This is a genomic window from Nonomuraea longispora, from assembly GCF_004348345.1.
Classification (GTDB): Bacteria; Actinomycetota; Actinomycetes; order Streptosporangiales; family Streptosporangiaceae; genus Nonomuraea; species Nonomuraea longispora.
Genome location: NZ_SMJZ01000019.1, coordinates 24514 through 45796, shown reverse-complemented (window position 1 = coordinate 45796; position 21283 = coordinate 24514). Strand labels below are relative to the sequence as shown.

Genomic DNA, 21283 nt, shown 5'->3' with positions numbered 1-21283 from the left:
GGATGCCGAGCCCTTCGGGTTGAGCTGGGTGAACGAAGACGGGTCCTCGTTCACGTCCGTAGCGTGAACTACGGGATGAGCTTGCCGGACCACGCGGCCGAAGCGGCCTTGTAGACCGTGTTGGCCTCACCGTCGAAGTACGCCGAGGTGATGGTGTCGTAGCGCTTGTTGTCGTCGCTGTCGACGATCAGGCTGGTGACACCGTTCACGTAGCCGAGACGCTTCGCGTTGCTGTACTTGTACAGCCACGGGCCACCGGCGTAGCCACCGGTGACGGCGCACTTCAGCGCCACCTGCTCCTCGACCCTGTACTCGGGGATCTTGTAGGTGTTCTTGCTGGTCTTGCCGTAGCACCACTTCGGCGTAACGCCCGTGTAGGCCTTGTTGCCGTCGGGGTGCGCGCCCTGCGGGTAACCGAACGTCCGGACAGCCTTGCCGGTCGGCTGGTTCCACGCGAAGCCCTGGCCACCAACGTTGTCGCCCAGCTTGCCGACGCTCTTCACCTCGTGAACGATGATGAAGAAGTCGGTGCGGAGGTACTTCCGCTCCGAGCCCGGCTTGTACCACGCCTGCACGTAGTAGTGCGTGATCGTGGAGTTGCCGCGCTTGTCCAGCTTGACGGTGCCGGGGAACTTGTCCCGGTCCCGGCGCTGGTTCTGGAGGTACTTCCAGGCGTCGTTGTAGGTCACGTTCTCGACGATGGGCTCGCCGAACTTCTTGCCGTTGCCCTTGCCGACGCCCGCGGCCTTGTACCGGCCCTCGGAAACTTCGACCTTGGCCACCTCGGCGCCCGGGAAGTCAGGGCCGGCAAGCTCGGCCTTGCTGCCCCGCTGCACCGAGTAGTAGTCGGCGGTCTTGGGGTCGAGAACGCCCTTGCGGTACTCGTCCCTGCTGACCTCGACGTCCTTGGCCTCCTTCTCGCCCTTGTAGGCGTCGAACTCGGCCTTGGTGACCTGCTTCGGCTTGTTCAGCGAACCGCCGATGCCGTCGTAGACGGTGACGAACGCGTAGTCGCGGTCGAAGTCCTCGTACACGTCGAAGTCGTAGTGGGTGAAGGCCTGCTTACCCACGTAGACGCCCCAAGGAGCCTTGCCCTGGTAGTAGCCGGGGACGAAGACCCAGCGAGACACGGTCTCCTGGTTGGCCTTGATGTCGTACACGCAGTGACCGGCCGTGGCGACCAGGTTGCGGTACTTCGACTGGATCGAGGTGCCCGAGCACCAGTACAGCTTGCCGTCGCGACCCTCGAAGAACACCTTACCGATGGACTTCGGGAAGTTGACGTTCTGGGTCTTGGAGGAGGACTTCTTCTCCTCGCCGATCGGCGCGGTGGAACCGGGCTTGGTGTCCGCGGAATAGCCGCCGCTGCTCGAGATCTTCTTGACCTCGAGGGAGTCCGGGCTGAACGCCACGGCGCCCTTGAGGGCAGCGTTGTTGGACTTGGTCCAGAACTCGAGCGTCTCCGCCGCCTTCTGCGCGTTCGCCGCCAGGGCGTCGCTGGCGACGGTCTTGTCGGCGGCCTGAGCGGTGCCGGCCAGACCAGCGGCCAGCATGCCGGTGGCCAGAACCACGCCACCAGCCGGGATGAGGATGCGCTTCACTGTGACTCCTTGCGCTGTCGTGGAACGCCTCTTGCGTCCCATGCGTCAGTAAAGGGATAGCCAGGAACATACAGTGTCGATCTTGGGAACCGGTAGCCGCTTTGCCAGGAAAAGGCGCGACAAGTCGGGCGTGATCGTTTCGTGATGTTTAGCTGGCTGAACCCCAGGAGCTGAGCGAAGCTCGCCTTGTTGTTGTTTGCCCTGATCAACATGAGTGCGTTCTCAGGGTGGTCAGCGGGACCCCAGGGCCACGATGACCGAGGGCGACGGACCGATGTGACGCAGATCACAACGTATGCATGGCACCATCTGGCGGTCCCGTGCGTCCAAACGCCTTCACTTCTGAGCCGGAAAAGCAGAGAGGCTCGGCAAGTGCCGAGCCTCTCGCTTGTAACGCCTAACGAACGGTTGGAGGCCGGTCGCTATGTGTTACTTAGACGACCTTGCCGGACCACGAGGCCGCAGCGGCCTTGTAGACGGTGTTGGTCTCGCCATCGAAGTACGGCGACGAGATGTAGTCAACGCGGCCGTTGCCGTCCTGGTCGTTGAAGGTGCTCACGACACCGTTCACGTAGCCGAGACGCTTGGCGTTGCTGTACTTGTACAGCCACGGGCCACCGTCGGCGCCCTCGGTCATGGCGCACTTGAGGGCGACGTGCTCCTCGATCTTCTTGGCAGCCGAACCGACCAGCTTCTTCGTGGTCTTGCCGTAGCACCACTTCGGAGTAATGCCGGTGTAGTTCTTGTTGCCGTCGGGGTGCGGAGCGGCCGGGTAGCCGAACACGCGGACAGCCTTGCCGGTGGGCTGGTTCCAGGCGAAGCCCTGACCGCCGACGTTGTCACCGAGTCGACCCGCGTCCAGGGACTTGTGGTCGATGATGTAGAAGACGGTCTTGAAGTACTTCGCGGCCTTGCCGGGCTTGTACCACGCCTGCACGTAGAAGTGCGTGATCGTGGAGTTGCCACGCTTGTCCAGCTTGACCGTCCCCGGGAACTTGCCCGGGTTCTCCTTCTGGTTCTTCAGGTAGGCAGCGGCCTCGTTGTAGGTCACGTTCTCGACGATGGGCTCGCCGAACTTGCGACCGTTGCCCTTGCCAACCCTGGCGGCCTTGTAGCGGCTCTCGGAAACCTCGACCTTGGCCACTTCGGCGCCCGGGTAGTCGGGGCCGGCAAGCTCGGCGTCGCTACCCTTCTGGCGCCAGTAGTAGTCGGCGGTCTTGGGGTCGAGCTTGCCCTTGCGGAACTCTTCCCGGCTGACCTCGATGTCCTTGGCGTCCTTGAGGCCCGCGTACTTGTCCCACTCTTCCTTGGACACGTTCTTGGACTTGGTCGCGTCCAGCTTGACACCGTTGTAGACGGTGACGAAGGCGTAGTCGCGGTCGTAGTCCTCGTACACGTCGAAGTCGTAGTGGGTGAAGGCCGTCTTGCCGACGTAGATGCCCCAGGGAGCCTTGCCCTGGTAGTACCCCGGAACGAAGACCCACTTGTCCATGGTGGCTTCGTTCTTCGCAGTGTCGTACACGCAGTGACCGGCCGTGGCGACCAGGTTGCGGTACTTCGACTGGAGCGAGGTGGCAGAGCACCACTTCTTCTCGCCCTTGCTGTTGACGAAGAACACCTTGCCGATGGTCTTCGGCATGTTGACGTTCTGCGTCTTCGAGGAGGACTTCTTCTCCTCGCCGATCGGGGCGGTCGCACCCGGCTTGGTGTCCGAGCTGTAGCCGCCCTTGCTCTGCATCTTGCTCACGTCGGACTTGGCCCAGACGTCGGACTCCTTGGCGGCCTTCAGGGCAGCGCCGTTGTTCTCCGCCCAGAAGCTCGCGATGGCGTTTGCGTTGGCCGCGCTGGTCGCCAGGTTGTCCTTGGCGACGTCGCTGTCGGCCTGAGCCGTACCGGCGAGGCCGGCGGCCAGAAGACCGGTGGCGAGAACGGCACCACCGGCGGGGATGAGAATGCGCTTCAAGGGAACTGCTCCTTGCTCTGTCGTGGGTCGCAACTTGCGTCCCATGCGTCAGTAAAGGGATAGCAAGGAACATAGCGTGGTGATCTCCGCAGGTGAAACCCGCTTTGGAAGATCCGGAAGGCGCCCCTATCGCCGTTACCGTGCTGTGACCAGTCAGAGATCTTCGCGTATGGTGACCGAGGCGTTACGTTTTTGCAGGGTACGAGGGAGATGTTGCTTGCGGTACGAAAGTTCCGTTAGTGCCCCGACACAGAGTGTAGTCGGTTGAATGTGACTTAGATCACAGGAACCAGATGGAACCCTAACCCGTCTAATGTGCTCGGCCTCTCACAGACGATCTTCAGGTTCCGACCCAAAACATCCGCATTAGCCTTATTTGTCGGGATTCTGTTGCCCGAGCAACAAGGCGCGGTCCCCCTGTGAGCCGGCGACCGGCCGCTCGGGAAGGCGTGGCTGGGCGGGCCGGGCTCCGACCCCAGAGTTGTTGTCCCTCGACCCTGCTGAACGGTGCGGCGGAACTAGACGGTCCTCCGGCTGACGACCTCCGCGAGGTGGTCGCGCAGCCGCGCCAGCGCCGGATGGCTCGGAGTGGCCCGCCTGCGTCGCGGCGCCGGCGGCGGGACGGCGCGCAACTTCGGGCGACGACTCGACGCGCCGCTGGGCGTCTGCGCGCACGTGCCCTGCACGACTTCGATCGCGGACAGCAACTGTTGCCAGGTGCCGTCCGCCGCCCACCGTCGATGACGCTTGTATATGGCGACCCAGCATCCGAACCGCTGTGGCAGATCTCGCCAGTGCTCTCCGGTGCGGGCCTGGTAGAGCATCCCGTTGATCGCCGCTCGATGACCGGTCCGCGGACGGCCGCGCCGGCTGTCGTCAGGAGGGAGCAGCTCTTCCGGCGGCAGCAACGGCGCCAGGCGTTCCCATTCGGCGTTCGTCAGATCACCACGACGCATGCGCTCATCGTGACAAGGTCAACACGGTGTGTCAGACAAACCAAAGAAGATCTTCCTAAGCGCCCCGCCCGCTGCCGCAGTCCCGCTTCTGGTCAGACGGCCTGCGGGACGCCCATGGTGCCGGGCGGCTGCAGGAAAGGCCACCCGCACCAGCGCCGAAAGCGACCGCATCGAGGTCACCGACCAGGCTGCAACAAGACGGCCGACCATGGGGCGTCGCCACCGTCGGCAACTCCGCCTGAAAGTACGTTCATGGATGCGGCTGACCGTGCTTTCGGCCGATGTCGTCCCCGGGGGCGGCTCTGCAGGATACGGCCCTATGCCTCGCGAAGAGTTCCCCGGAGAACCGACCGGCCATCCCGGTCGCCATCTCCCGGACGACGCCACCGCCTCTACTGCCACGCCCGCGTCCGGCCGGTCGCCGACGGCTGCGCCCGCCTCTGGGCGGCCCCGCATCATCGCGCTCGACGTGCTGCGCGGGTTCACGTTGTGCGAGATCCTGTTCGCCAACATCCAGCTGATCGCCGACCACGGCACCGCCGTCGTGACGCAGCCCATGGGCGACTGGGATCCGTGGCTCGGGTTACCGATCTTCTCCCTGCTGTTCGGCATCGGGTTCACGCTGCTGCTGGACTCCGCCGCCGACCGCGTCTCCCGCCCGCGGCTGGTGCTGCTGCGACGGCTGGTGGCGCTGCTCGCGATCGGGCTCGTGCACGTGGTGCTGTGGCCGGGGGAGATCCTGACCAGGTACGCGGTCGTCGGCCTGCTGGTGCTGCTGCCCTCGTCCTGGCTGCCGCGATGGGCCGTGGCCGGCCTCGCCGCCGTGCTCGTTCCGGTGGCGCTGTGGGGCGGGGGCGGGCCCCTGCTGATCGCCGGGCTGTTCCTGCTCGGCTCGGCACTGGCCCGCTATGGGGTGGCCGACCAGATCGAGCGGTCCATCCGAGGGCCGCTCCTGCTGGGGCTGGTCCTCACGGCAGGGGCGGCCACTGCCTTGTGGGCGCACGGCCAGATGGAGGCCGGGGCGGACCCGATGCAGCCGTCGTTCACGTCCAGCCTGGCGGATCTGCTGATCGCCGGCGTGGTGGTGTGCGCCCTGCTGGTCCTGCTCAGAACGCCGCTGCGGCCGGTGCTGCGGGTCGTCTTCGCGCCGCTGGGCCGGATGGCCCTGACCAACTACCTGACCGCCACGCTTCTCGTCCTCGCGGCGACGCACGTTCTCGGCCTGCCGATCGGGCAGTCCTTGCAGGTGGCGTTCCTGGCCGCGGGAGCCATCCTCGCGGCCCAGTGGCTGCTGTCCGCCCTGTGGCTGCGCCGCTACCGCCAAGGCCCGCTCGAATGGCTCTGGCGCTGGGCCACCTGGGCCCGCCGCCCGCCCTCCAGCCGGGTCGGTACGTGAGGAACTGCGCCCCGGATCGCGGGCCGCGGGTCGTGTGCTCTCCTGAATGCTGACGAAGCTGCCCATGCCTCGCACGGTGTGGATGGAGCCCTCTTCGCGGAGGGCTCTCATGGCCTTGCGCGCCGTCATGCGAGCGATGCCGAACTCCTGCATGAAGGCTGCGCGTACGGTCGTCGACCCGTAGCGTGGGGTTCTGTACCCGAATTGCACCGTTCGGTGATTCTCGTACACTCTTGACAGTCTTCCTGACAAGATCAACCCGATCGTCGGTAAAGCTCGCTGGGGTCGCAACCATGCCGGAAACCGCATTCTCCGCCAAACTGTGGATGGGAGCCGGGGGTGGCGTCCACGACGCGGCGCGCGCCCTGCGGGTCGGTGTGGACGAGTTCTGCGACGCGATGGGCGAGCGGCCGTTCGGGAGTGACGATCTGGGCCGGGCCCTGTACGAGGGCGATCGGGCGCGCAAGGCGCCGGGTTTCGTGGGGCTGCGCGACGCCCTGCTGGAGAACCTGGTCGGTACGGTGAACCTGCTCCAGGGCATGTCCGCCGGGATGGTCAACGCCGGCACCGTCTACCGCAGCGCCAACAGCGCGACCATGGATGTCCTGGACGGCCGTGAGTCCTCGCAGCCCTCGTCCTCCGCGGCGTTGGCGGAGATCGAGGAGTATCGGCCGGTGATCGACGGCGGCAGGCTGCCCTCGACGGTCGAGCCGCCCGGTTTCGTGCAGCAGGCCGCATGGTTCTTGCAGGCCATGGGTTTCGGGTGCGCCTACCCTGATGGCGACATCGCCCAGGTGAACGTGCTGCGCGAGGCCGCCCTGACGATCGGCCGCGTTGTCGATCGGGCGGCGGAGGAGGTCGATCAGCACGCGGGGCGGGTGATCGCGTCCGGGCACGGGCCGAACACGGACGAGTTCAAGAACGCCGTGAAGATGCTCACCGGCGAGAAGGGACTGCTGAAGGAGCTGAAACGGCAGACGGATGAGCTCGCCGACTACTGCCGGACGGGGATGGACGCGATCTCCAAAGCGCAGTGGCACTACTGGGTGGCCGCCGCCTTCGTGGTGACCTTGGTGTACGTGGCGATCGTCATCAACCCCTATCTCAACGCTGCGGCGGCGAGGCTCATCCGGCTGGAGGGTATGGCCCTGCAGATCACCTTGCGAATCATTCGCGAGGCGGTGCTGGGCATGGCCTTCGCCGGGGGGCTGAACATGATCGACCAGCTGTTCGCCACCGGTGACATCGACCTGAAGCAGCTGTTGCAGTCGACATGGCACGGGGCGGTCGCCGGCGGCCTCATGGCCGGCGCGCACGGCGCCCTGCCCTCGCTTCTGCGCAAGGGCGGCCCCCTGCTGACCGGCCTGGCCTCGGCGATGGAGAAACCCGGCTGGGAACGGGTCCTCTCCCGCCTCCTCGTCGGGGGGACGGTGAGCACCGGCGTCATGGCGACGGCCGGATGGGCGAGCGGGTACGGCTGGGACTGGAAACATGCCGCACAGGTCGGCTTCGGCATGGCTCTCCTCGGCACCGGCGCGGAACTGGCCGGCAAGACGTTCGCGGCCGGCCGGCAGCGTGTGTCCCCCGAACTGGGACTGCGCCTGCCGTGGGAAGCCTTCCCCAAGAAGGGGCTGCAGTGGCTGGGCAGCCCCGAGAAGAGGTGGATGGAGTTCAAGTGGTCCATGGCGTTCATGCCGCTCGCCGCGCCTGTGGCCGGCCTGACGGCGGTGGTGAAGTTCGCCGAGGACGGCAAGAGCCCCTTCATGACGCAGCCGCGGCTCGGAAAAGACGGCAAAGTCTTCAACATGTGGAAGTTCCGTTCGATGAAGAGCGCCGACGGCATGGATTCGAGCCACGGCGCCGGCGATGTCCGGGTCACACGATTCGGCAAGGTCATGCGAGCCGCCGGATGGGACGAACTCCCGCAGGTGGCGCAGGTCGCCGCCGGGAAGATGTCGTGGATCGCACACCGTCCCCTGGTGGAGGCGACGCATCGCGAGATGGAACGCGATCTGAGCCCGCCAGCCTACCAGAAGTGGACAACCGGCAAGTACGCCGTCAACCCGGGGATGGGAAGCCACTTCGGCTACTACAAGGAGTTCTTCGGCTATGAGGCGGCCTCCCCGGAGTTCAACAAGCTACGCGAGAAGCTGGACAACTGGCATTTCGCGCATGCCAGCGAGTCGATCGACCGCGCGCATTTCGCCAAGGAGTTCAAGAAGATGATGCGGGCGTGGGGTTCCGCGGTGACGGGAGGAAAGGACTGACGCCCGTGCGGTCCCGGGAGGCGGCCGGGGGCGCGGTCAGCCGATTCTGGAGATGGTCCGTACGGAGGAGGCGTGCCGGTAGACCTCTCCCGTGGTGGTGTCGAAGTACGGTGACGACACCGCGTCGTACCAGCCCTGCGCGTCCCTGTTCCAGGTGAGGCTGTTGACACCGACCAGGGTGCCGAGCCCGCGGTTCTCGTTCCAGCCGATCAGCCAGGGCCCGCCGCTCGCGCCGTGGCTGAAGTCGCACGGCTGGAGTTGTACGCCCTTCTGCAGGTCGAAGGCGGGGGCCACGGCGGCCCACTGGGTGACGGTCCGTTCGCAGCTGCGCAGGCTCTTGCCGTTGAACGGGTGGCTCCTGTCGGGCTGCATGCCCGCCGGGTAGCCGAAGGAGATCGGGGAGTATGCGGAGGGCTTCTTGTTGAGTGAGAGCCCCTGCCCGCCCACGTTGTCCTGGAGCCGGCCGATGTCCTTCATGACGTAGGTGCCGTTCTTCTTCGTCCAGGTGAAGCCGCGGTGCACGGTGACGAACGCGTAGTCGTAGTCGTAGTCGCCCTTGCCCGACCAGTCTTCGTGCATGCTGATGGCGGCGCCCACGTAGATGCCTCCGGACGCTTCGCCGCTGGGGACGAAGATCCAGGAGTCGGCGGCCCTGGCCTGGCGCGAGTCGTACGCGCAGTGTGCGGCTGTGGCGACGACGCTGCGGTTCTTGGCGGCGACGGCGCTGGCCGAGCACCAGTACTCCTTGTCGCCGAAGCGGAAGTAGACCTTGCCCATGGTCGTGGCCGACTTGCCCTTGCGCGGCATCACGGCGGCCACGTTCTGTGCGGCGAGGGAGCGCCTGATGGCGGCGACGGGGTTGCGCTGATCGGTGGGCGTCACGGGCTGCGACGTCGGGGCAGCCTTGGTTTCGGGTGTGGCGGGGCTGTAGTTGTCGGCCACCTTGAGCCGGTCGGGCTTCCAGTGTTCGGCGACCCTCTTCACGTCCGCCTGGGTGGTGGCCAGGGGGACGGCGTACACCTTGCTGTCGCGTGCGGCGTCGGCGATCCCCGTGAGGGCGGGCAGCACCAGCAGCGCGCTGCTCAGAGCAGCGAGCGCGACGTGCCTGGCCCGGGGGATCATCTTTGCCTTTCTTGGGGTCGTAAGGAGGGATTTTTCCAGATGTACAGACGGTATTGCAGCGTGGATAGAGATTCGTTACCTGATCAAGGGTGCACTTCGCACTATAAGGAGTCTGTCAGACATCCACTCCACATACCTCTAAATGATCATTAAGATGTTGCATCTCCGCAGGTCGGAGCAGGTATGTGGATCACATGATGTGTCGTGAAAAGTCGTCATTTCGTGGGGCTTTCGGTGTTGACCGAGTGGCGCACACCACGTCACCGCCGGCCCAATTCCGCCGCCAGGGGAAGGCCCCGGAACCCACCCGGGAACCGGGGCCTGGGGTGTCGCGCTTGATCACGGCATGTTGCCGGTCCAGCGGTTGGCGGCGGCCTTGTAGACCTTGTAGGTGTCGGTGTTGAAGTACGGCGACGAGATGTGGTCGTAGCGGTCGTTGCCGTCGGTGTCCCACGCGACGCTGTTGACACCGATCAGGTAGCCGGTGCGCGACGCGCTCTTGTACGAGTAGAGCAGCGGCCCGCCGCTCGCTCCGGCGGTGAAGGAGCACTTGAGTCCCACGTGCTCCTGCAGGTTGTACTTCCTGGCCTCGGGCATCGGCTTGGTCTTGCCGTAGCACCACTTCATCGTGCGCCCGCTGAACGGCTTGTCGCCGTCGGGGTGCTCGCCGGCCGGGTAGCCGAAGGAGAACACGGTCGCCTTCGTGCTGCGGTTCCAGGTGAAGCCCTGACCGCCGACGTTGTCACCGAGGCGGCCGACGTTCTTGACCGTCCACTTCCAGCGGCCCCTGTCCTTCGCCCAGTCGACCTTGATGCCGTTGTAGACGTTGACGAACGCGTAGTCGTAGTCGAAGTCCTCCTTCACCAGGAAATCGTCGTGCGCGTTGAACGTCTTGGCGGCGTAAATGCCGTAGGGCGCTTTGCCGTCCCAGACGCTCTTGCCGTCCCAGTACGAAGGAATGAACACCCAGTTGTCGTAGAAGGTGTTCTTCTTCGTGTCGTACACGCAGTGGGCGGAGGTCGCCACGAGGTTGCGGTACTTGCCCTGCACCGAACTGGCCGAGCAGTATCGCCAGTTCTTCGGGTTGCGCGGGTCGGCCTTCGGCAGCGTGAAGAACACGCGGCCGACGGTGTTCGGCAGGTTGACCTGCTTGCTCTTCTTGGCCTTGGTCTTCTTCTCCCCGCCGATCGGCGGGACGGATCCGGCAGGGCCGTCGGGGGTGCTGTTGCTGCCCCGGAGACCCTTGGTGGTCAGGTCGATGACGTCGTCGTGGTCGGTCGCCCGCTTCACGCGGTCCGGCGTCCAGAACTGGATGGCCTGCTCGGCGGGGGTGGCCGCGTTCTTGGACACGACGTCTGAGGGTGCCGTCGCGCCGGCCGCGGCGCCGCTGAGCGTTCCCGTGGCCAGCCCGACGGCCACCAGGCCGGCCAGCGGGATCGCGATGCGCCTTGCTCGGGAATACATGGAGCTCCTCTCGGCTTTCGGCGGCCCAGAGCGGGGTGCTGCGCCCCGGGTGGGCCAGGAAAACGATCGGAACGTTAATAAATGGCCGGAGCGGCGGCCAGGAAACGACGTGAAAAAGCATGGCCCGGTCCCGTTCCGTTATGGAAATAGCGAGATCGTATGTATTCCTGATCGGCATCTCAGCAGGTGGGATGGCTGGTGTCTCCGCTCCGGCAACAACGGTAACTCGCTTTATCAGAAGCCACTGCTTATCAACCGAATGTTGTTCTGGTTAGATGGTTTCATGGATCCTCGCACGCCCTGCCTCATCGGCATCGCACAACGCACCATTCGCGAGCAGCCCGGCCCGGAACCGCTCGCCCTGTGGGAGGAGGTGGCGCGCGCGGCCGCCGCCGACGCCCGCCTCCCGGCCGGGCGGCTCGACTCGATCCAGCTCGTCTACAGCGACTCCTGGCAGTACGACTCGCCGGTGGGCCGCCTCGCCGAACGCCTCGGAGCCGCGCCGCGCCACCGCGCCTACTCCAAGGTCGGCGGTACGGCCCCGCACCTGCTCATCGGCGAGGCGGCCGCCAGGATCGCGGCAGGCGAGATCGACTCGGCGCTGGTCGCGGGGGCCGAGGCGCTGGCCACGCGCCGGGCGTACCGGCAGGCGGGCGAGAGCGTGCCGTGGAGCCATCCGGCCGTGCCCAAACCCCCGTACGGATGGGAACGGCCGCCGCATCCGTCGGCGCTGGCCCACGGCCTGTTCATGCCGGTGCACACGTACGCGATCATGGAGACGGCGCGGCGTGCGGCGCTCGGCCTCACGATCGAGGAGGAGATGCGCGAGCGGGGGCGCATGATGGCGCCGATGACCGAGGTGGCCGCCGCCAACCCCTACGCCTGGCGCAGGACCCCGCGCACCCCCGTCGAGCTGGTGCACGGCAACCGTTTCGTCGGCTGGCCCTACACCAGGAACACGGTCGCCGTCATGGAGGTGGACCAGGCGGCGGCCGTCGTCCTGGCGAGCTCGCGGCTGGCCGACCGGCTCGGGGTGCCCGCCGGTCGGCGGGTGTACCTGCGTGGGTGGGCGTACGCGGAGGACACCTGGGAGGTGGCGGCGCGGCCCGCGCTCGGACGCTCAGAGGCCGTCGGGAGGGCCGCGGAGGTCGCCTTCAAGCGCGCGGAGCTCGGGCCGGACGACCTGCACGCCCTCGACCTCTACAGCTGCTTCGCGATCGCGCTGCGGCAGGCGTGTGACGCCGTCGGGCTCGACCCGCTGGACCGGCGCGGGCTCACGGTGACCGGAGGGCTGCCGTACGCGGGCGGGCCGGCCAGCGGCTACGTGCTGCACTCGACGGCCACCATGGCGGGGCTGCTGCGCACGCAGGCTGGGCACGGCCTGGTCACCGGGGTGGGGATGCACCTGACCAAGCACGCCTGCGCCGTCTGGTCCAGCGAGCCCGGCGGAGGTCTCGGAGAGGCGGCGCCGGTGTTCGTGGCCGAGGAGAGGCCGATCGTGCCGGTCTGTACGGGCGAGGCCGTCGTGGCCGGCTACACCGTGGCGCACGGGCGGGACGGTGAGCCGGAGCGCGGGGTGCTCGTGGTGGACGTGCCGTCCGGCGGGCGGGCGTACGCGGTGGTGACGCGGGACGACCTGCTGGCCGACGCCGAGTCGCGCGAGCTGGTCGGGCAGGTGGTACGGGTCGCGCATGACGGTGAGGTGAACGTGGCGACCTGGTGATCCCCCGAAGTGGATTCGCGTCGTCCTACCGCAACCAGCCGCACGCACTGGTGGTCAGCGGCGCGGACAGGCACTGGGAGATCTTCGTCAGGCTGGGCAGGCAGGCCGGGCCTCGGGCAACCTCGCCGCGCTCGCCACCGAGCACGGTTGTGAATTCGTGACCTGTGACAAGGATTTCGCCAGGTTCGAGGGCTTGCGCCGGCGGTCCCCCTCAACTGAACTGGAGGGAAAGGGCGCAAGCCAGGCTACTCGGCGAGGAACGTCGTGGCTGAGCGGTTCGACGTCATCGAGTCAGGCGGCGAGCGCGGACGCCGCCGCTGGATCGGGTTGGTGGTCCTGGCGCTCCTGCTGGTCCCTGCCGTCAGCCTGCTCGTCAGCCAGGATCCCGATCCCGCTCCCGCGCCCGACCCGGTGTCGCCGCCGGCCCCCGGGCCCATCAGGTCCTTTCGCACGATCGACAACCCGCCCAACGTTCTGCACGCCGAGGCCACGGAGAGGGGCGGCGACGAGGTTCTCGACGTGGTGTTCCCGCACGGGGCACGCGCCAAGGTGCGCTATCCGGCCGAGCTCGGCCTCGCCGACATGGGCTCGCGGCCGTTCCAGGGTGTCTGGGTGGAGGGGAGCTACCGCCAGTTCGTCGCCCCGTACGGCGGCGAGATGCAGATCACCCAAGGCGGCGAGCCGATCAGAAACTACGCCCCCAACGTCACGCTGTGGCCGCGCCAGGCGGGCAGCGGCGGCTACGGGCAGGTGCTGATGTTCGCGTTCGGGCCGTGGCGGCTGGCGATGTACGACCGGGGGACCGGGCTGTCGTTCGAGGAGCGCACGGCGCTGGCCGAAGGGCTGCGGGGCAAGGTGACGAAGGACGGCTACCTGGTGTTGTCGGTCGAGGACGCCGGTGACGGCGTGCGGCTGGCCCAGCCGGGCGGCACCGTGCGGGGAGAGCCGGTGGGGCCGCAGCTGTGGTTCGGCGGCGGGGCGGGGACGATGGTGGTGCTGACGCCGGCGCCCGGCTGCGAACGCACCGCCACGGTCCCCGACGTGATCAGCGGGCGCGGGCGACCCGTCGACTCGGTGTGCCGCGGCGACGTGCAGGTCACCGTCACCGGCTCCCAGAGGTTCCGCGACCAGGTCGTCCAGGGCATCCGCATCACGCACGAGTAGGTTCGCGGGTCCGCGGCGGCAGGGCGGCGGGCCGTTGATCGCAATCTTGTTAGTAAGGTGCGGCCATGTTCGCCGTAACCGCCACCCAGACCGATCCCGACCATCCGCTCGCCGGGCTGACGCTCGGCGAGCGCCCCGAGCCGACGACGCCGGACGGCTGGACCACCGTCTCCGTGCGGGCCGCCGCGCTCAACCACCACGACCTGTGGACGCTCAAGGGCGTCGGCATCCGGCAGGACCGGCTGCCGATCGTGCTGGGCTGCGACGCCGCCGGCGTGGACGAGGACGGCAACGAGGTCATCGTGCACGCGGTGATCGGCTCGGGCCCCGACGAGACGCTGGATCCCCGGCGCAGCCTGCTGTCGGAGACGTACGACGGCACGTTCGCCGAGCGGGTCGCCGTGCCGCGCCGCAACCTCGTGCCCAAGCCGGCCTCGCTCAGCTTCGAGCACGCCGCCTGCCTGCCGACGGCCTGGCTGACCGCGTACCGCATGTTGTTCGACAAAGCCGGGCTTGAGCCCGGCTCCACGGTGCTCGTGCAGGGCGCGGGCGGCGGCGTCGCCACCGCGCTGATCGCGCTGGGCCGGGCCGGCGGCTACCGCGTCTGGGCGACCAGCCGTACGGAGGCCAAGCGTGAGCGCGCCCGCGAGCTCGGCGCCGACCAGGTCTTCGAGACGGGCGCGCGGCTGCCCGAGCGGGTCGACGCCGTCATGGAGACCGTCGGGCAGGCGACCTGGGCCCATTCGCTCAAGTCGCTCAAACCGGGCGGGCGTATCGTCGTGTCGGGTGCCACCAGCGGCGGGGTCCCGCCCGCCGATCTCAACCGGGTGTTCTTCCTGCAGCTGTCCGTGGCGGGCTCGACGATGGGAACGCGCGACCAGCTCCAGCGGCTGGCGGTGTTCCTGGAGCAGACCGGCGTGCGTCCGGTCGTCGACCGGACGTTGCCGCTGGCCGAGGCGCGGGAGGGGTTCGCGGCCATGGCGGAGGGGGAGATCTTCGGGAAGATCGTCTTTTCGGGATAGATAAGTAAATGGGTACTTCTGCTCTCCTGGGTGATACAAGCAGGGAAAGCCGTATCACCCGGGAGGCCGTCAGCATGGACGTCGAACCCTTCGGACCAGGCTCGTTGCACTGGGACACGGCCGGCGAATACCGCAACCTGCTCGTGGCCGGCAGCGCGCTGGTCCTCCAGACGATGCACCCGGCCGTGGGCGCGGCCGTAGCGGAGCACTCCACGTACAAGTCCGACCCGTGGGGACGGCTCACCCGCACGCTCACGTCCGTCCAGACCTGGGTGTACGGCGGCGCCCGCGGCCCGGCGGAAGGCGAGCGGCTCAGAAGGCTGCACCGGGGCATCAGCGGGGTGGACGAGCACGGCAGGCACTATCACGCGCTGAACGGCGAGGCATGGGCCTGGGTGCACTTATCGCTGTTCGAGCGCTTCCTCACGCTCAACCGGTGGTTCGGCACCCCGTTCACCCACGAGCAGGAGCAGCGGTTCTACGCCGAGTCGCGGCAACTCGGCGTGATCCTGCGGGTGCCCGAGCGGGAGCTGCCGGAGGACCTGGCGGCGTACCGGCGCTACTTCGACGACATGGTGGCCGACCGGCTGGAGCCGCACCCGACCGCTCTCGACGTGCTCGCGGTCATGCGCGGCACGCCGGCGCCGCCCGGCCTGCCCTGGCCGCTGCGCAGGCTGTGGACGCCGGTCGGGGCGGGATCCGGGGGGTTCAACCACTTCGTGACCGTCGGTACGCTGCCGCCGGCCGTACGCGCGAAGCTGGGGCTGCGCTGGACGGCGCGGGACGAGCGGCGGCTGCGGCAGGTCGGGCACGCCGTGGCGACCCTCGCGCCGCGCCTGCCGGAACGCCTGCGCTACATGCCCATCGCCTACCGCGCCCGCCGCGCCGCCCGCCGGTCACGCCGCGCCGAGCGTCTCCCGCGCCCGGCCTGACGCGGCCGGTTCCCGCACGACATCTCCGGGCGCGGTAGGACCCAGGTCGCGAGCATCCCCGGCTGGGGCAGGCGCGGGGTGGTCAGCGTTCGAGGATGTCGCGGACGCTACGGGCGGCGTCGTCGAGCGTCACGCGCAGCGCCGCCACCTTCTCCGGTGTCAGGCGCGTCCCCGACGCCTCCTCACGGGCCCGGGCGACGAAGTCGGCCAGCAGCTCGCCCAGCTCGGCGTCGAGGTCGGCCCGGTTGGGCGGCGCGCCCCCGAGTGTCGCCCAGACCTCCGACCAGATTCTGCGCCACTCCTTGCTGAGCCGCTCGCCCTCGTCCTGCCAGTGGTTGGCGTGCTCCATCCACTGGCGCTTCTGCTGCTCCTTGAGCCGCCTGAGGTCCTCCCGCTGCTTGTCGAGCAGGTCTCTGGCGTCGTCGTGGCTGCTGGTGCGCACGTCCTTGGCCATCCGGGTCAGCTCGTCGCGCAGCGACTTGACGGTGTCGCGGACGTCCTCCTTGACCTCGCGGGCGATGTCGCGCACGGAGGCGGAGATCTCCTCCTCCAGGTCGTCGAGCTCGTCGAGCCGGTCGTTCAGTTCCTCGCGGCCCCTGTCGGTGATCGAGAACACCTTCTTGCCCTCGACCACCTCGTGCGTCACGAGGCCCTCCTCCTCCAGGCGGGCCAGACGCGGGTAGATGGTGCCGGGCGAGGGCGAGTAGACGCCGAGGAAGCGGTCCTGGAGCAGTCTGATGACCTCGTAGCCGTGGCGCGGGCTCTCGTCCAGCAGCTTGAGCAGGTACAGCCGGAGCCGGCCGTGACCGAAGACAGGGCTCATTCCTTCTCTCCCTTGAGCAGCGTGACCTCGCCGGACACGGTGATCGCCGACAGTGAGGCCATGCCGCCACCCAGCCGCCCCGTCAGCGCTTTGGCGCCGGGGCCGCCCGTGTTGGCCAGTTCGTGGAACGTGCTGACCAGCCTGCCCGAGGTGGATCTGAGGCTGACGTCGGCCTCGGCGTTCTCCGGCAGCCTGACCACGATGTCACCCGAGACGCTGTTGAGTGTGACGTGACCTGTGGGGCGCAGCGCCAGGTCGGCCGTGAACCGTCCGGAGATCGTGCCGGCCTTCAGCCGGCGCGGGCTGCCGTCGGCCACCGTCAGGTCGCCGGAGACGCTCTTGAAGGCGAGGTCGCCGGACATCGCGCGGCTCTCGACGGAGCCGGAGACGGTGTTGGCCAGCACGTCACCGCTCACGCCGTCGAGCACGAGCTCGCCCGACACGCTCTTGACGTGGGTCTTCCTCTCGAACCCGGCAACCACGGCGGGCGCGCTGACCACGCCGGCGTTGACCGTGCAGGTCTTCGGCACGGCGATCGACAACACGGTCCTGCGGCGGTCACGGCGCAGCCACCCGAGCATTCCGTCCCAGGTCAGGTCTTGGTAGGCGACGGTGAGCGAGCGAGTGTGCTCGTCGTAGGTCACGATGAGCGGCGCGGCCGAGTCCATTTCGGCCACCTCCAGCGTGGGCGGGCCCTCGCTGGCGAGCACGGCCAGCCGTCCGGCCACGATGCGTACGTCAAGCGTCTCCACCTGGCCGAACGTGAGCTGTTCGGGTGTCTCGATCGCCCACTGTTGCATGATCCCTGCCCTTCTCGGCGACACGTCTACTAGAGACACGATATGTCGCGTCTGCGGAGAGCTCAAGATGTATCGCGTTTTCAGGCGTCAGGAACGCCCTACTCCTCGTCCTCGTCGTCCAGCCGGGCCAGCCACGTCGCCAGCCGCTCGACGGGCGTCTCGAACTCGGGATTGAGGTCGACGAACTCGCGCAGCCGCTCGCCGAGCCACAGAAGGCTGACCTCCTCCTCGCCCCGGCGCTCGACCAGTTCCTCGATCCCCCGATCGGTGAAGTACATCGTCGTCCATTCCTTCCAACGGGCGATTCGCCCGCATCAACCTGTCAGAACGCCAGTGAGCCCCCGGACGGGCCGGGGGCTCACCGTGCGGACCTGCTTTTCAGCCGAAGATCTGCTCGAGGATGCTCTCGAGCTCGTGGTCGTGCGTGTTGTGCGAGCCCGTGGCCGGCGAGCTGTTGGGCGTGCGCGACACCCGGCGCACCGGCCGCCCGCCCAGGACCTGCGGGTCCTCGGCCAGCTTGAGCGCCAGATAGGGCCACGGCCCCATGTTGACCGGCTCGTCCTGGGCCCAGACCAGCTCCGTCTGCTCGCCGTAGCGCGCCAGCTCGGTGGCCAGCTCGTCGGACGGGAACGGGTAGAGGCGCTCCAGCCGGACGAGGGCGACGTCGTCACGGCCCGTCTTGTCGCGCTGCGCGGCCAGCTCGTAGTAGAGCTTTCCGGAGCAGAGCACGACCCTGGTGACCTTGCCCGGGTCGACCGTCGTGTCGCCGAGCACCGGCTGGAAGCTGCCCGAGGTGAAGTCGGACGCCTTCGACGTGGCCGCCTTGTGCCGCAGCAGCCACTTGGGCGTGAAGACCACCATCGGCTTGTGGCGCTTGGACTCCACCTGCCAGCGCAGCAGGTGGAAGTAGTTGGCCGGCGTGGTCGGCTGCGCCACCGTCATGTTGTCGAGCGCGCACACCTGGAGGAACCGCTCGATGCGGGCCGAGGAGTGGTCGGGGCCCTGGCCCTCGTAGCCGTGCGGCAGCAGCAGCACGACCGAGGACTTCTGGCCCCACTTCTGCTCGCCCGCCGAGATGAACTCGTCGATGATCGTCTGGGCGCCGTTGACGAAGTCGCCGAACTGCGCCTCCCAGGCGACCAGCGCGTCAGGACGCACGACGCTGTAGCCGTATTCGAAGCCGAGCGCCGCGAACTCGCTGAGCAGCGAGTCGTAGACGTAGAACTTCGTGGTGCCGTGGTTGAACGTCTTGAGCGGCGTGTGGTCGGCCCCGGTCATCCGGTCCACCAGGACGGCGTGGCGCTGGGTGAACGTGCCGCGCCTTGAGTCCTGGCCGACCAGGCGCACCGGGTGGCCGTCGATCAGCAGCGAGCCGAACGCCAGCGTCTCGCCCATCGCCCAGTCGATCGCATCCTGCTCGACCATCTGGCCGCGGCGCTGCAACACCGGCGCGAGGCGCGGGTGCGGCGTGAAGCCCTCGGGCAGGCTGAGCTGGGTGTCGACGATGCGCTTGAGCGTCTCGTCGCTGATCGCCGTCGGCGTGTCGTCGTGCGACCACTTGACCACCTCGGCCGGCGGCACCCGCATGGCGCCCGCCTCCAGCGGCTTCTTCGCCGCCTCGCGGGTCTCGGTGAACGCCTGCTCCAGCTTGGCCTGGTAGTCGCGCAGCGCCTGCTCGGCCTCCTCGACCGTGATGTCGCCCCGGCCGATCAGCGCCTCGGTGTAGAGCTTGCGGGTCGAGCGCTTGGCGTCGATCAGGTCGTACATCAGCGGCTGGGTGAAGGCGGGGTTGTCGCCCTCGTTGTGGCCGCGGCGGCGGTAGCAGATGAGGTCGATGACGACGTCCTTGCGGAACGCCTGGCGGTATTCGTAGGCCAGCTCGCCCACGCGCACCACGGCCTCGGGGTCGTCGCCGTTGACGTGGAAGATCGGCGCCTGGATCATCCGCGCCACGTCGGTCGCGTAGACCGACGAGCGGGATGAGGCGGGCGAGGTGGTGAAGCCCACCTGGTTGTTGACCACCACGTGCACGGTGCCGCCGGTGCGGTAGCCGCGCAGCTGCGACAGGTTGAGAGTCTCGGCCACGACGCCCTGGCCGGCGAAGGCCGCGTCGCCGTGGACGAGGACGGGCAGGACGGTGAAGCCCTCCTCGCCGCGCTCCAGCAGGTCCTGCTTGGCGCGTACGACGCCCTCCAGGACCGGGTCGACCGCCTCCAGGTGGGAAGGGTTGGCGACCACGGACGCGGTGATGGTCTTGCCGCTGGGCGCGGTGAACTCGCCCGTCGCGCCCAGGTGGTATTTCACGTCGCCGGAGCCGTGCGCGGTGCGCGGGTCGATGTTGCCCTCGAACTCGCCGAAGATCTGCGCGTAGGACTTGCCGACGATGTTGGCCAGCACGTTGAGCCGGCCGCGGTGGGCCATGCCGATGACGACCTCGTCGAGGTCTTCGTCGGCGGCGTCACTGATCACCGAGTCGAGCAGCGGGATCAGGGACTCGCCGCCCTCCAGCGAGAAGCGCTTCTGGCCGACGAACTTGGTCTGCAGAAACGTCTCGAACGCCTCGGCGGTGTTGAGCCGCGACAGGATGTTGAGTTGCTCGTCGCGCTCGGGCGACTTGTGCGGCCTCTCCACCCGCTCCTGGATCCAGGCCCGCTCCTCGGGGTTCTGGATGTGCATGTACTCGATGCCGACCGTGCGGCAGTAGGAGTCGCGCAGCACGCCCAGGATCTCGCGCAGCTTCATCAGCGGCCGGCCGCCGAACCCTCCGGTGGCGAACTCCCGCTCGAGGTCCCACAGCGTCAGGCCATGCGACTGGATGTCGAGGTCGGGGTGCTTGCGCTGCTTGTATTCCAGCGGGTCGGTCTCGGCCATCAGGTGGCCGCGCACGCGGTAGGCGTGGATCAGCTCCAGCACGCGGGCCGACTTGGACACGTCGTCGTCGTGCGACGTCGACACGTCCTGGACCCACCGCACCGGTTCGTAGGGGATGCGCAGGGCCTCGAAGACCTCGTCGTAGAAGCCGTCCTCGCCGAGCAGCAGCCGGTGGATCTGGCGCAGGAAGTCGCCCGACTGGGCGCCCTGGATGATCCGGTGGTCATAGGTGCTGGTCAGCGTCATGACCTTGGAGACGGCCAGGCGCGAGAGCGTGTCGGGCGAGGCGCCCTGGTATTCGGCGGGGTATTCCATCGCGCCGACGCCGATGATCGTGCCCTGGCCCGGCATCAGCCGCGGCACGGAGTGCACGGTGCCGATCGTGCCGGGGTTGGTGAGCGAGATGGTGGTGCCGGAGAAGTCGTCGACGCCGAGCTTGCCGGCCCGCGCCTTGCGGACGACCTCTTCGTAGGCCATCCAGAACTGCCGGAAGTCCATCTCCTCCGCGCCCTTGATCGAGGGCACGAGGAGCTGTCGCTCGCCGTTGCTCTTCTGCACGTCGATCGCCAGGCCGAAGCCCACGTGCTCGGGCTTGACCAGCGTCGGCTTGCCGTCGATCTCCGTGAAGGAGTAGTTCATCTCCGGCATGACCCGCAGCGCCTTGACGATCGCGAAGCCGATCAGGTGCGTGAAGGACACCTTGCCGCCGCGGCCCCGCTTGAGGTGATTGTTGATCACGATGCGGTTGTCGACCAGCAGCTTGGCAGGGATGGCGCGCACGCTGGTCGCCGTCGGCACCGACAGCGACTGCTCCATGTTGGCGGCCGTGCGGGCAGCGGCCCCGCGCAACTTCACCTCCTCGGCGCCCTTGGGCACCGGAGCGGCCGGTTGCTTCGGCTTCTCGGCTGCCGGTGGCGCCTTAGGCGCCGCCTTGGAAGGCGCGGGGGCGGTCACTGTGCCGTTCCCCGCCTCCTTGGCCGGGGTCCGGCCCGGTCCGTAGTCAGGGTTGTAGTCAGCGAAGAAATTCCACCAAGCCTTGTCGACCGACTCGGGGTCTTGGAGGTATTTCTGGTACAGCTCGTCGACAAGCCACTCGTTCTGACCAAAGCTTGCCAGCGGGTTTGTCCGCGACGACTCAGACGACACGGCGGAAATCGCCCTCTTCCGCAGATCGGCGTT

General features: G+C 67.9%; 15 protein-coding genes. 6 read left to right on the top strand and 9 right to left on the bottom strand.

Annotated features, from left to right (window positions below):
- Window positions 1–68: 68 nt before the first annotated feature.
- The 3 genes from E1267_RS08025 to E1267_RS08015 form a co-directional block, all read right to left on the bottom strand.
- Complete coding sequence (locus E1267_RS08025; RefSeq protein ID WP_132331339.1) at window positions 69–1601, bottom strand: trypsin-like serine peptidase; 1533 nt, start codon at window positions 1599–1601, stop codon at window positions 69–71.
- 433 nt (window positions 1602–2034) lie between these two features.
- A complete protein-coding gene (locus E1267_RS08020; RefSeq protein WP_132331337.1) occupies window positions 2035–3564 on the bottom strand; it encodes a trypsin-like serine peptidase in 1530 nt (509 codons plus the stop codon).
- 518 nt (window positions 3565–4082) lie between these two features.
- Entirely contained in the window at window positions 4083–4520 is a 438-nt protein-coding gene (locus E1267_RS08015) for a transposase (RefSeq protein WP_132331335.1), read from the bottom strand.
- A 319-nt stretch (window positions 4521–4839) separates the two neighbouring features.
- Here E1267_RS08015 and E1267_RS08010 point away from each other — a divergent pair, with 319 nt between their 5' ends.
- On the top strand, window positions 4840–5916 hold the full coding sequence (locus tag E1267_RS08010; protein WP_132331333.1) for a DUF418 domain-containing protein: 1077 nt from the start codon (window positions 4840–4842) through the stop codon (window positions 5914–5916).
- A gap of 185 nt (window positions 5917–6101) precedes the next feature.
- On the top strand, window positions 6102–8183 hold the full coding sequence (locus E1267_RS46205) for a sugar transferase (protein ID WP_132331331.1): 2082 nt from the start codon (window positions 6102–6104) through the stop codon (window positions 8181–8183).
- 36 nt (window positions 8184–8219) lie between these two features.
- Here the strand turns inward: E1267_RS46205 and E1267_RS07995 are convergent, their stop codons facing one another.
- Both E1267_RS07995 and E1267_RS07990 read right to left on the bottom strand, forming a co-directional pair.
- Window positions 8220–9305: a trypsin-like serine peptidase gene (locus E1267_RS07995; RefSeq protein ID WP_132331329.1), complete on the bottom strand. Its 1086-nt coding sequence runs from the start codon at window positions 9303–9305 to the stop codon at window positions 8220–8222.
- Window positions 9306–9644: 339 nt separating this feature from the next.
- Window positions 9645–10769: a trypsin-like serine peptidase gene (locus E1267_RS07990; protein WP_132331327.1), complete on the bottom strand. Its 1125-nt coding sequence runs from the start codon at window positions 10767–10769 to the stop codon at window positions 9645–9647.
- A gap of 283 nt (window positions 10770–11052) precedes the next feature.
- Here E1267_RS07990 and E1267_RS07985 point away from each other — a divergent pair, with 283 nt between their 5' ends.
- The 4 genes from E1267_RS07985 (at window position 11053) to E1267_RS07970 (ending at window position 15610) form a co-directional block, all read left to right on the top strand.
- Window positions 11053–12492: an acetyl-CoA synthetase gene (locus tag E1267_RS07985; RefSeq protein WP_132331325.1), complete on the top strand. Its 1440-nt coding sequence runs from the start codon at window positions 11053–11055 to the stop codon at window positions 12490–12492.
- A gap of 264 nt (window positions 12493–12756) precedes the next feature.
- On the top strand, window positions 12757–13656 hold the full coding sequence (locus tag E1267_RS07980; RefSeq protein WP_132331323.1) for a hypothetical protein: 900 nt from the start codon (window positions 12757–12759) through the stop codon (window positions 13654–13656).
- Window positions 13657–13721: 65 nt separating this feature from the next.
- Window positions 13722–14678, top strand: a complete 957-nt coding sequence (locus E1267_RS07975) for a zinc-binding dehydrogenase (protein ID WP_132331321.1) — start codon at window positions 13722–13724, stop codon at window positions 14676–14678.
- Window positions 14679–14752: 74 nt separating this feature from the next.
- Window positions 14753–15610 (top strand): oxygenase MpaB family protein, encoded by an 858-nt coding sequence (locus E1267_RS07970; RefSeq protein ID WP_132331319.1) that lies wholly within the window; start codon window positions 14753–14755, stop codon window positions 15608–15610.
- An 82-nt stretch (window positions 15611–15692) separates the two neighbouring features.
- Here the strand turns inward: E1267_RS07970 and E1267_RS07965 are convergent, their stop codons facing one another.
- The 4 genes from E1267_RS07965 to E1267_RS07950 form a co-directional block, all read right to left on the bottom strand.
- Window positions 15693–16433 carry a PadR family transcriptional regulator gene (locus tag E1267_RS07965; RefSeq protein WP_132331317.1) on the bottom strand — a complete coding sequence of 247 codons (741 nt, stop codon included), beginning with the start codon at window positions 16431–16433 and terminating at the stop codon, window positions 15693–15695.
- Window positions 16430–17233: a DUF4097 family beta strand repeat-containing protein gene (locus tag E1267_RS07960; protein ID WP_132331315.1), complete on the bottom strand. Its 804-nt coding sequence runs from the start codon at window positions 17231–17233 to the stop codon at window positions 16430–16432. Before E1267_RS07960 ends, E1267_RS07965 begins: the two co-directional genes overlap by 4 nt.
- Window positions 17234–17331: 98 nt before the next feature.
- On the bottom strand, window positions 17332–17511 hold the full coding sequence (locus tag E1267_RS07955) for a DUF6104 family protein (RefSeq protein WP_132331313.1): 180 nt from the start codon (window positions 17509–17511) through the stop codon (window positions 17332–17334).
- Window positions 17512–17611: 100 nt separating this feature from the next.
- Complete coding sequence (locus E1267_RS07950) at window positions 17612–21250, bottom strand: multifunctional oxoglutarate decarboxylase/oxoglutarate dehydrogenase thiamine pyrophosphate-binding subunit/dihydrolipoyllysine-residue succinyltransferase subunit (RefSeq protein ID WP_132331311.1); 3639 nt, start codon at window positions 21248–21250, stop codon at window positions 17612–17614.
- Window positions 21251–21283 lie beyond the last annotated feature (33 nt).